The sequence below is a fragment of the Lysobacter yangpyeongensis genome, from assembly GCF_042655745.1.
In the GTDB taxonomy this organism is placed as follows: domain Bacteria; phylum Pseudomonadota; class Gammaproteobacteria; order Xanthomonadales; family Xanthomonadaceae; genus Agrilutibacter; species Agrilutibacter yangpyeongensis.
Genome location: NZ_JBHSNM010000003.1, coordinates 171,096 through 180,898, shown reverse-complemented (window position 1 = coordinate 180,898; position 9,803 = coordinate 171,096). Strand labels below are relative to the sequence as shown.

The window sequence follows — 9,803 nt, the reverse complement described above, 5'->3', positions numbered from 1 at the left end:
CTAGGACGTGAGCGCCTGGAACCTCGCCAGCAACCAGTACCAGACCTGGTGCAGTTCGTAAGGGAACAACGCGGTCAACGCCCAGCACGCCGCGACGGCCGCCAGGAGCAGCGTCGCCACGGCGAACAGGTAACCACCGCGCCTTGGGGCCGGTTTTCGTGCGGTGAGGTGCGTCATGCCAGTGCTGCCTCCAGCAGGGATCGGATCGCGGCCTGTGCGCCGGCGGCCTTGTCCGGTTCGTAGTCGAACGTTTCCTCGTCCATGTAGATGCGCTGGCTGATCTCGAGCTGGATCGCGTCGATTCCGCGCGCGGGATCCGCATAGTGGCGCGTGATGTAACCACCCTTGAAGCGCCCATTGACGACGAAGTCGTAGCGCGACTGCGCGGCAAGCGCGGCCTCCACGCGGGCCTGGCGCTGCGGCGAACAGCTGGCGCCGCCGGAAGTGCCGACGTTGAAGTCCGGCAGGCGCCCCGGGAACAGGAATTCCAGATCGCTGCCCTTGATCGAATGGCCTTCCCACAGCAGCACCTGGCCGTGCGCCGCATGCAGGCGCGCGAGTTCCGCCTGCAGCGCTTCGTGGTATGGACGCCAGTAGGTTTCCACGCGCGCCGCGATCTCGTCCGCCGACGGCGCCTGGCCTTCCAGATACACCGGCGCGCCGGTGAACTGCACGGCGGGGCACAGACCCGTGGTGTTCTGCCCGGGATACAGCGACGTGTCGTCCGGCGGACGGTTGAGATCGACGACATAACGCGAATAGCGCGGCACCAGCATCGACGCACCCAGTTCGCGCGCGAAGGCGTACAGGCGCGCGACATGCCAGTCGGTGTCGGGCGCCAGGCGCGCTCGCTCCACCATGCGCTGCTGCAATGCCACGGGAATCTCGCTGCCGTTGTGCGGCAGGCTCACCAGCAGCGGCGCGGTGCCGCGCTGCAGTTCGAAGATGTCGGTCATGGGGTTCAGAGGAAGCGTTCGGGTCGATACGGTGCGGGATCCACGGCGGGGTCGCGGCCGGTGAGCAAGTCGGCAACGAGCTGGCCGGTGGCGGCGCTCATGCTGACGCCCATCATGCCGTGGCCGGTCGCGAGCCACAGTCCGTCGCGCGCGGGGACGCGACCGATCAGCGGCACGTCGTCGATACACATGGGGCGCCATCCGTACCACTTCTCGCGCACTTCGGGCCCGACCGGCCGGCGCAGGTATTCGGCGGCGCCGCGCTCCAGCGCCGCCAGGCGCTTTTCGTTGAGCGTGTCGTCGTAACCGGAGAACTCCATGGTGCTGCCCAGGCGGAAGCCGCTGCCCCAGGCAGTGACGCACACGGAGCGCTCGCGCAGCACGATCGGGCGGCGCGGCACCAGCGACGGCGCCGAGTAGGTGATCGAGTAGCCCTTGCCGGGCTGCATCGCGCGGCGCAGCGCCGGAAAACCGATCGCAGCGGCCTGTTTCGGCGACCACGCCCCGAGAGCGAACAACACGTCGCGGGCCTGCATGGTGCCCTGCGACGTCTGCAGTGTTGCGCCGTCGGAAGCGGATTCGACGGACTCGAACGCGCAGTGTTCGACGATCTCCCCGCCCCGCTCGCGCACCAGTCGCGCGAGTTCGTCCACGTAGCGATCCGGCCGCAGCACCGCATCGCCATCGAAGCGCATCGCACCGGCAATGCCGGACTTCAGCGCGGGTTCCAGCGATTCGTAGCGGCTGCCGTCGATGGCCTCGACCGCGACGCCCAGCTCGCGCATCAACGGGATTTCATGCTGTTCGGCGGCGAACGCACGCGCGTCGCGGAAGACGTAATCCACGCCGGCTTCGGCGAATTCGCACTCCAGCGCGTAGTCGCGTACCCATTGCCCCAGCCGCGCGCGCGAATCGTTGAGCAGCGCGCCCTTGGCTATCGCGCTGCGGCGCCAGTCGGCCGGATTGCAGCGCGCGGCGAATCCCAGCAGCCAGCGCCACAGCGAGGGATCCACGCGCGGCTTGATGTAGAGCGGCGCATCCGGCGTGAGCATCCAGCGCAGGGCCACGCCGACCATGCCCGGCGCCGCCAGCGGTGGCGCGTGACTGGGCGTGATGGTGCCGCAGTTGCCATGCGAGGCGCCGCCGCCGATCCGGCCGGCATCGATGACGCACACCGAACGCCCGGCTTCCAGCAGGGCGAGCGCACTGGCCAGGCCCACCACGCCCGCCCCCACGATCACGACATCATTGTTTTTGCGCATTGGCGTCTGATTTCACCTGGAAAGCCGAGGAATTCGTAGCACCCGGTCGCATTGCAACCGTTTTCCACAGCGCTTGCTGCGCCGCGTCATGACAGGTTCGGCAAAGTCGCACCTAATGCCCGCGCTTCACCACCCGCCGTGCTGCATGGGCCGCAGTCCGGACTGGTCGCCTACCTCACTTCTCGAACCGCCGTACCGGGTGCGGGAAGTGTATGTGCGCAGTCCCGGATTCGTCCGGTCCATCTCTCGACAGGGGTAATTTTTCAATGCAAGTCCGTCTCCTCAGCACGGCCGTGCTGGCCGCGCTCGCCGCTGTTTCCGCCTCCGCTCCCGCCTTCGCCGCCAAGTCCGACTCGCCCGCCGCCCTGCGCGCGCGCGGGCTGATCGACGGCAACGCCGCTGCCAGCGTGCAGCGCGCCGATGCCGATGCCTTCGCCGTCAAAAACGTCGTGGTCGACCGCGACGGTTCCGAGCATGTCCGCTTCGACCGCTCCTACCGCGGCTTGCCGGTGATCGGCGGCGACGTGGTGGTGCATTCCAAGAACGGCCGGTTCACTTCGGCGACGCTGACCCTCAAGACCCGCGGCCGTCCGGACCTCGTCCCGCAGATCAGCGCCGACCAGGCGATCGTCGAAGCCGGCGCCGAGTTCGGCCCGGGCTTCCGCGGCGTGCCGACCGCGAGTCTGGTGATCTACGCCCGCGGCGCGCAGCCGGTGCTGGCTTACGAAGTGCGCATGAACGGCACCAAGGCCGACCAGACCCCGACCGAGATGCGGTACTTCGTCGATGCGCGCAACGGCCAGATCCTCGACGGTTGGGACAACGTGCATACGGCCGCGGCCGTGGGCACCGGCAACACGCTGACCCTGGGCACGGTGACCCTCGACACCAACTCGGTGACCGGCGGTTACGAGCTGAAGGACACCACGCGCGGCAACGGCTACACGCTGGACAACCACAACGGCGCGACCACGTCGACCACCGGCACGCAGTACATCGATGCCGACAACGTCTGGGGCAACGGCAGCAACTCCGACCGCGCCACCGCCGCGGCCGACGCGCACTACGGCGTGGCGGCGACCTGGGACTACTACAAGAACACCTTCGGCCGCAGCGGCATCAAGAACGACGGCGTGGGCGCCAAGAGCCTCGTGCACGTGGGCACCAACTGGGTCAACGCCTCGTGGAGCGACGGCTGCTTCTGCATGCGCTACGGCGATGGCGATGGCGTGACCTACCGTCCGCTGGTCGCGCTCGACGTCGCCGGTCACGAGATGACCCACGGCGTGACCGCCGCGGTCAACGGCCTGGCCTATTCGATGGATGCCGGCGGCCTGAACGAAGCCTCGTCCGACATCATGGGCACGATGGTCGAGTTCTCGGTCAACAACGCCAACGATCCGGGCGACTGGCTGATCGGCGAGGAGATCTACATCTCCAACCCGAACGGCACCAAGGCCCTGCGCCAGATGTTCAAGCAGAACCTCGATGGCGGCTCGTACGTCTGCTATCCGAAGAAGGGCTTCAGGCGCAACGATGATCCCCACTACACCTCGGGCGTCGCCAACCGCTTCGCCTACCTGCTGTCGGAAGGCGCCGTGGTGCCGGCCGGCTTCGGCGCGGGCACGAGCTACAACCTGACGGCCTCGTCGCTGGTGTGCAACGGCGACACCGCAATCGCCGGCATCGGCCGCGCCAAGACCGCGGCGATCTGGTATCGCGCGATGGACGTGTACTTCACCTCCAGCACGACCTATCCGCAGGCGCGCACGGCCACGCTGAACGCCGCCAAGGACCTGTACGGCCTGAATTCGGCCGAATACAGCGCCGTTGCCCGCGCCTGGAGCGCAGCGGGCGTCAACTGATCCGGAAGCAACAGGAACGGCCCGCGCACGCGGGCCGTTCCCCTTCCGATCGCCGTCATCCCCCGTCCACCCAGAGGAAATGGAATGAAGCTGATCAACGTCGTGTCCTGCTCTGCCGTTCTCGCCGGCGCCGTCGCCGCTGCCGCGTCCGCCCAGCCGTCCACCCGTGCCAACCCGCTGCGCGTCAGTCTGGTCGCTGCGCAGGCCTCCAGCGGCGGCTTCCTCGGCTCGGTCGATGTCACCATCACCAACACCAGCAACCACACGGTCCGCGTGCCGAAGTGGGAACTGCCGTCGGACTTCCTCGAAGCCAAGCTGTTCCAGGTCAGCCGCGACGGCCAGCCGGTGCAGTACCAGGGTCCGATGATCAAGCGCGGCCTGCCCAATGCGGCCGACTTCGCCATCCTGCGCGCCGGTGAAACGCTGCGCACCACCGTCGACCTGTCGGGCAGCTACGACATGTCGAAGAGCGGCGAGTACGTCGTCACGCTTGCCTCGCCCCTGCAGCACGCCTCGCTGTCGAATGGCGAAATGCTGAAGAACGCCAACGGCGTCCCGATGGCCATCCGCTCGGTGCCGCTGCGCCTGTGGGTCGATGGCAGCGATATGCTGGAAGCCAAGGCGCCGACGGCCGGCAAGGGCAAGCCGGGCGGCGGCGGCAGCGGCGGCACGGTCGTCAACGGCGTCTCGTATGTCGGCTGCTCGAACACGCAGATCAACGGTGCCGGCCAGGCCGTCGTCGAGGCCCGCAAGTACGCCGAGAACGGCAAGGGTTATCTCGCCGGCAGCGCGGGCCCGCGCTACACGACGTGGTTCGGCGCCTACACCAGCTCGCGCTGGAGTACCGCCGGCCAGCACTTCGCCGCCATCGATTCGGCGATCGACCAGAACGCCGGCCAGGTGAAGATCAACTGCGGCTGCAACCAGAGCTACTACGCCTACGTGTATCCGACCCGGCCGTACGAGATCTTCGTCTGCCGCGCGTTCTGGAATGCGCCGCTGACCGGCACCGACTCCAAGGCCGGCACGCTGATCCACGAAATGAGCCACTTCAACGTGGTGGCCGGCACCGACGACCATGTCTACGGCCAGTCGGGCGCCAAGAGCCTGGCCATCTCCGATCCGGCCTCGGCCCTGGACAACGCCGACAACCACGAGTACTTCGCCGAGAACAACCCGTTCCAGAACTGAGGCAAGTCCTCGCACCAACGAAAACGGCCCGCTTCGGCGGGCCGTTTTCTTTCGGGTCTGCGGCGCGGGTAGCGAACCCGACACCGCCGCGACTCATCAGTGGTGATGACCGCCTTCGCCGTGCACGTGCCCGTGCTCGATTTCTTCCGCGGAGGCCTCGCGCACGTCGGCGATCTCGATCGCGAAGTGCAGGTCCTTGCCCGCCATCGGGTGGTTGAGGTCGACGTCGACCACGCTCATGCCGACCTTCTGGATGGTCACCGCGCGCGGGCCGAAGTTGGTCTGCAGGATCACCTGCATGCCGGGCTCGAGGCGCTGGTTGCCGAAATGCTTCTTCGGGATGCGCTGGCTCAGGCCGTCGCGCTTTTCGCCGTAGGCATCGGCGGCGGCGACGTCGACTTCGAACTTGTCGCCGGCGGCCTTGCCTTCCATCGCCTGCTCCAGGCCCGGGATGATGTTGCCGTGGCCGACCAGGATCACCAGCGGATCACGGCCGAAGGAGCTTTCCAGCGGCTCCTGGCCCTGTTCGCTGACGGTGTAGTGGAAGCTGACGACGCGGTCTTTCTCGATCTTCATTGCGTGACTCGGTAGTGGGCCGCGGCGGCGGCCGGAGTGCCGGCGCCTTGCCGGCAGCGGCGGGAACGGCCAAGCTTCGGTGCGTGAAGACGCCAGTTCCGAGCCCCGCCGAGGGAGCCGCGCATTATCCGGGCAAGCCCGGCGCCATGCCAGCGCGGGGATGGCTGTTGCTGATGCTTGCCGCGGCGCTGCCCGGCTGCGGCGGCGACAAGCTGGTACGCCAGCGCCTGCCCGCCCACCGCGACTGGCCCGTGGTGGCCCCCGCCGACCCGGTCAGGGCCAATGCGGTGCTCATGCGCGCGATCAGCCTGGTCGGCACGCCTTACCGCTACGGCGGCAACACGCCCGACAGCGGCTTCGACTGCAGCGGGCTGGTCAACTATGTCTACCGCGACATGCTCGACCTGCGCCTGCCCCGCACCTCGCGCGAACTCGCCGCCTGGCAGGGACCGCGCATCCAGCCCGACCGCCTCGCCGCCGCGGACCTGGTGTTCTTCGGCTCCGGCAAGGCCGTGACCCATGTGGGCATCTACGTGGGCGAAGGCCGCTTCGTTCACGCCCCCAGCAGCGGCGGCACGGTCCGCCTGGACTACCTCGACGGGCCGTACTGGCGCGATCACTACTCCGGGGCCCGCCGGATCCTGAAGTGACGGCGGCCGCGGTTTGGCCACCCCGGGCCGGCCGTTAACGTTGATTTAACTTAATCTGAACATTCTCCCCCGTCCGGGTAGGCATCATCCGGGCGGTTTTCCGATTCGTGATGACTGCGTGACGACCTGCCGATCCGGCCGCCCTGCTGCCACCACCCCCGCCCGCACCCGCCGGGCCCTGTTGCATTTCTCCCTCGCGCTGGCGCTGTGCCTGCCCGCCTTCGGCGCCCTGGCGGCGCCCGCCGACGACGACGCGCCCTTCCCGACCAAGGCCCAGCCGGCCGCGGCGCCCGCCACCGACGCGACGCCCAAGCTTTCCCTGACCGACCGCGCCCTCGGCCTCGTCGCCGGCGCGAACCGCCTGTTGAATCCCGCCGCCGCCCTGGACCTGCCGGCCGAAGCCATCGGCACGCCGGTCGGCGAGGACGACGGCAAGGTCAAGTCGATCCTGCAGAAGGCGCTGGCCCTGCTCGGCACGCCCTACCGCTGGGGCGGCACGGATCCGTCGAAGGGCCTGGATTGCAGCGGCCTGGTCGGCTACGTCTTCCGCAGCGCCCTGGGCATCGAACTGCCGCGCGTCTCGCGCGACATGGCCAAGAACGGCGAACTCGTCACCGACCGCGCCAAGCTCATGGCCGGCGACCTGGTCTTCTTCGGCCTCAAGGGCCGGGTCAACCACGTGGGCATCTACCTGGGCGACGGGCGCTTCGTGCATGCCCCGCGCAAGGGCCGCGATGTCACCGTGTCCAGCCTCGACCAGGGGTACTGGAGCGGGCGCTTCCTGCAGGCGCGCCGGGTCAGCGTCAGCGGAGGCTGAGGCCTGCTCCGGATGGATTGCAAAGGCCGCCGACGAGGCGGCCTTTCGCGTTTCAGTCGCCCGCCACGCGGTAACGCTCGATGGTCTGTTCGATGCCCTTGCTCAGTTCCATCACCCGGGTGGCGTACTCGGCCAGGCGGCGATCCTCCTCGCTGACCAGTTGCAGCGGCGGCACGGCCACCGGCTTGCCTTCCACGCCGTCGAGCGCGACGAACACGATCACGCAGTGCGTGCACAGCCGCGGTGGTTCGCCACCGATCGGATCGGCCGCCATCACGTCGACCGCGAAATGCATGCTGCTGGTTCCGGTGTGGACCAGCTTGGTGGACACGGTGACGAGATCGCTGATGCGGATCGGCGCGACGAAGCGGATGCCGCCGACCGCGACGGTCACGCTGTAGCGCCCGCTCCAGCCGACCGCCGCGGCATAGCCCGCCTGGTCGATCCACTTCATCACCATGCCGCCGTGGACCTTGCCGCCGTAGTTGACGTCGGTGGGTTGCGCGAGGAAGCGCAGGGTGAGTTCGCGTTGCTGTCCGCTCATGCTGGTGGGGTCGTCGGTCGTACGGAGGACGGCAGTGTGCACGCTTGCGGCCGCCATCGGGAGCAGGCGATGCTCGCCTCCACTTCACGGGGAGCAAGCACGCATGGTCCGTACGATCCTGGGCATCCTGGCAGGCGCGGTGGTCGCCTGGCTCGCCATTTCGGTGTGCGAGTTCGCGAGCCTGTTCCTGCATCGGCCCGCACCGGGCCTGGACATGCGCGACCCGCAGGCGCTTGCCGCCCACATCGCCGCAGCACCGTTGTCGGCCATGCTGCTGGTGGTGCTGGGATGGTCGCTCGCCGCCCTTCTCGGCGCGTGGGTCGCCGCGCGCATTGCCAGGCACAAGACCGTCGCCGCTCTGTTCATCGGCGCATTGGTGCTGCTGGGCGTGGTCGCCAACAACATGATGATTCCGCATCCGCTGTGGATGACGATTGCCGGCGTCGTCCTGCCCATTCCGCTCGCCTGGCTCGCAACGCGCCGGATGCGATCCGGCGCGATCCGCTGACTGCTTTCCGGCGACGCACGCGCACTGGTTCGCCGCTGCGCGATCGCGGACACTGTGGCGCCCTGTCATCGCCCATCACGATGCGTCGCCTTGCTCTCTGTCTGTTAGCCGCCGCGTCGCTCGCGCACGCCGCCGAACCCGTCCTGCCGCAACTGCGCGCCTACGAAGTCGCCGACGCCTGGCGGCGGCCGGTCCAACCGTTCCGGCTCGCGGACCACACCTGGTACATCGGCACCGAGGGGCTCACGGCCTTGCTGGTGCAGACGCCGGAAGGCGCGGTGTTGATCGACGGCGGCATGCCGCAGGCGGCGGACATGCTGCTCGCCCACATGCGCCGGATCGGCGTCGAACCCGACTCGCTGAAACTCATCCTGCACAGCCATGCGCACGCCGACCATGCCGGTCCGCTCGCCGCGATCCGGCGTGCGACCGGTGCGCGCCTCGTCAGCAACGCCGAATCCGCGGCGCTGCTCGCGCGCGGCGGCAGCAACGACATCCACTTCGGTGACGGCCTGCTCTATCCGCCGGTGCAGGCCGACCGCCAGGTGATGGATGGCGAAGCGGTCGAACTGGGCGGCTTGCGCTTCATCGCGCACTACACGCCCGCGCACACACCCGGCAGCCTGAGCTGGACCTGGAACGACACGCGCGACGGCAAGCCGCTCGTCATCGCCTACGCCGACAGCCTGTCCGCGCCGGGCTACCGGTTGCTCGACAATCCGCGTTATCCGCGCATCGTCGACGACTACCGCCGCGGCATCGCGGCCGTGCGTGCGCTGCCCTGCGACCTGCTGATCACGCCGCATCCCGATGCGAGCGGCTGGACGCCCGCGGACAGCGCCAACCCGCATCCGATGCCCACCACCTGCCGCGCCTACGCGGATGGCGCCGAAGCGCGCCTCGATGCACTGCTGGAAAAGCAGCGCAAGGAGGCGCCGTAATGCCGTACACCCCGATCGTCGCCACGCTGGGCTACGTGCTCTCGCCCGACGGCAACGAAGTGCTGATGGTCCACCGCAACGCGCGGCCCGACGACCATCAGCTGGGCAAGTACAACGGCCTGGGCGGCAAGCTCGAACCGGACGAGGACGTGCTGGCCGGCATGCGCCGCGAGATCCACGAGGAAGCCGGCATCGACTGCATCGAGCTGTCGCTGCGCGGCACGATCAGCTGGCCGGGCTTCGGCAAGCACGGCGAAGACTGGCTGGGGTTCGTATTCCTCATCACGCGCTTCAGCGGCACGCCATTCGAGCGCAATGCCGAAGGCTCGCTGGAGTGGGTGGCGCGCGAGCGCCTGCACGAGTTGCCGATGTGGGAAGGCGACCGCCAGTTCCTGCCGCTGGTGTTCGACGCCGATCCGCGCCCGTTCCACGGCGTGATGCCCTATCGCGACGGGCGCATGCTGTCGTGGAAATATTCCCGCGCGTGATGACC

General features: G+C 68.6%; 12 protein-coding genes. 7 read left to right on the top strand and 5 right to left on the bottom strand.

Translation table 11 applies throughout. The features are described from left to right. From ACFPN1_RS11135 to ACFPN1_RS11125, 3 genes are read right to left on the bottom strand one after another with little or no spacing between them, the layout of a single operon-like run. Entirely contained in the window at window positions 1-177 is a 177-nt protein-coding gene (locus ACFPN1_RS11135; protein WP_386755051.1) for a hypothetical protein, read from the bottom strand. Beyond that, on the bottom strand, window positions 174-956 hold the full coding sequence (gene hutG, locus ACFPN1_RS11130) for an N-formylglutamate deformylase (protein ID WP_386755049.1): 783 nt from the start codon (window positions 954-956) through the stop codon (window positions 174-176). The genes ACFPN1_RS11135 and hutG overlap by 4 nt, the downstream gene beginning before the upstream one ends. A gap of 5 nt (window positions 957-961) precedes the next feature. Next, entirely contained in the window at window positions 962-2,218 is a 1,257-nt protein-coding gene (locus ACFPN1_RS11125) for an NAD(P)/FAD-dependent oxidoreductase (RefSeq protein ID WP_386755048.1), read from the bottom strand. Window positions 2,219-2,484: 266 nt separating this feature from the next. On the opposite strand from ACFPN1_RS11125, the gene ACFPN1_RS11120 reads away from it, so the two are divergent. Together ACFPN1_RS11120 and ACFPN1_RS11115 are read left to right on the top strand one after the other, a co-directional pair. Continuing rightward, complete coding sequence (locus ACFPN1_RS11120; RefSeq protein ID WP_386755047.1) at window positions 2,485-4,083, top strand: M4 family metallopeptidase; 1,599 nt, start codon at window positions 2,485-2,487, stop codon at window positions 4,081-4,083. An 84-nt stretch (window positions 4,084-4,167) separates the two neighbouring features. Then, complete coding sequence (locus ACFPN1_RS11115; RefSeq protein ID WP_386755046.1) at window positions 4,168-5,274, top strand: M35 family metalloendopeptidase; 1,107 nt, start codon at window positions 4,168-4,170, stop codon at window positions 5,272-5,274. 96 nt (window positions 5,275-5,370) lie between these two features. Here ACFPN1_RS11115 and ACFPN1_RS11110 read toward each other — a convergent pair whose 3' ends face one another. Beyond that, window positions 5,371-5,850, bottom strand: coding sequence for an FKBP-type peptidyl-prolyl cis-trans isomerase (locus ACFPN1_RS11110; RefSeq protein ID WP_386755045.1), 480 nt, complete (start codon window positions 5,848-5,850; stop codon window positions 5,371-5,373). A 146-nt stretch (window positions 5,851-5,996) separates the two neighbouring features. Between ACFPN1_RS11110 and ACFPN1_RS11105 the strand changes: the two genes are divergently transcribed. Then, window positions 5,997-6,500: a C40 family peptidase gene (locus tag ACFPN1_RS11105; RefSeq protein ID WP_386755044.1), complete on the top strand. Its 504-nt coding sequence runs from the start codon at window positions 5,997-5,999 to the stop codon at window positions 6,498-6,500. A gap of 181 nt (window positions 6,501-6,681) precedes the next feature. Then, window positions 6,682-7,317, top strand: coding sequence for a C40 family peptidase (locus ACFPN1_RS11100; protein ID WP_386755043.1), 636 nt, complete (start codon window positions 6,682-6,684; stop codon window positions 7,315-7,317). A 52-nt stretch (window positions 7,318-7,369) separates the two neighbouring features. Here the strand turns inward: ACFPN1_RS11100 and ACFPN1_RS11095 are convergent, their stop codons facing one another. Then, window positions 7,370-7,861 carry an acyl-CoA thioesterase gene (locus tag ACFPN1_RS11095; protein WP_386755041.1) on the bottom strand — a complete coding sequence of 164 codons (492 nt, stop codon included), beginning with the start codon at window positions 7,859-7,861 and terminating at the stop codon, window positions 7,370-7,372. A gap of 103 nt (window positions 7,862-7,964) precedes the next feature. On the opposite strand from ACFPN1_RS11095, the gene ACFPN1_RS11090 reads away from it, so the two are divergent. The 3 genes from ACFPN1_RS11090 to ACFPN1_RS11080 all read left to right on the top strand — a co-directional run bounded on the left by ACFPN1_RS11090 (window position 7,965) and on the right by ACFPN1_RS11080 (window position 9,798). Further along, window positions 7,965-8,369, top strand: a complete 405-nt coding sequence (locus tag ACFPN1_RS11090; RefSeq protein WP_386755040.1) for a hypothetical protein — start codon at window positions 7,965-7,967, stop codon at window positions 8,367-8,369. A gap of 80 nt (window positions 8,370-8,449) precedes the next feature. Then, window positions 8,450-9,310 carry a subclass B3 metallo-beta-lactamase gene (bla, locus tag ACFPN1_RS11085; protein WP_386755038.1) on the top strand — a complete coding sequence of 287 codons (861 nt, stop codon included), beginning with the start codon at window positions 8,450-8,452 and terminating at the stop codon, window positions 9,308-9,310. Further along, window positions 9,310-9,798 carry an NUDIX hydrolase gene (locus ACFPN1_RS11080; protein ID WP_386755037.1) on the top strand — a complete coding sequence of 163 codons (489 nt, stop codon included), beginning with the start codon at window positions 9,310-9,312 and terminating at the stop codon, window positions 9,796-9,798. The genes bla and ACFPN1_RS11080 overlap by 1 nt, the downstream gene beginning before the upstream one ends. The last annotated feature ends 5 nt before the right edge of the window (window positions 9,799-9,803 follow it).

Coding starts and splice junctions, on each gene's coding strand:
- ACFPN1_RS11135 (WP_386755051.1), bottom strand. CDS start 177: ATGACGCACCTCACCGCACGAAAACCGGCCCCAAGGCGCGGTGGTTAC.
- hutG (WP_386755049.1), bottom strand. CDS start 956: ATGACCGACATCTTCGAACTGCAGCGCGGCACCGCGCCGCTGCTGGTG.
- ACFPN1_RS11125 (WP_386755048.1), bottom strand. CDS start 2,218: ATGCGCAAAAACAATGATGTCGTGATCGTGGGGGCGGGCGTGGTGGGC.
- ACFPN1_RS11120 (WP_386755047.1), top strand. CDS start 2,485: ATGCAAGTCCGTCTCCTCAGCACGGCCGTGCTGGCCGCGCTCGCCGCT.
- ACFPN1_RS11115 (WP_386755046.1), top strand. CDS start 4,168: ATGAAGCTGATCAACGTCGTGTCCTGCTCTGCCGTTCTCGCCGGCGCC.
- ACFPN1_RS11110 (WP_386755045.1), bottom strand. CDS start 5,850: ATGAAGATCGAGAAAGACCGCGTCGTCAGCTTCCACTACACCGTCAGC.
- ACFPN1_RS11105 (WP_386755044.1), top strand. CDS start 5,997: ATGCCAGCGCGGGGATGGCTGTTGCTGATGCTTGCCGCGGCGCTGCCC.
- ACFPN1_RS11095 (WP_386755041.1), bottom strand. CDS start 7,861: ATGAGCGGACAGCAACGCGAACTCACCCTGCGCTTCCTCGCGCAACCC.
- ACFPN1_RS11090 (WP_386755040.1), top strand. CDS start 7,965: ATGGTCCGTACGATCCTGGGCATCCTGGCAGGCGCGGTGGTCGCCTGG.
- bla (WP_386755038.1), top strand. CDS start 8,450: ATGCGTCGCCTTGCTCTCTGTCTGTTAGCCGCCGCGTCGCTCGCGCAC.
- ACFPN1_RS11080 (WP_386755037.1), top strand. CDS start 9,310: ATGCCGTACACCCCGATCGTCGCCACGCTGGGCTACGTGCTCTCGCCC.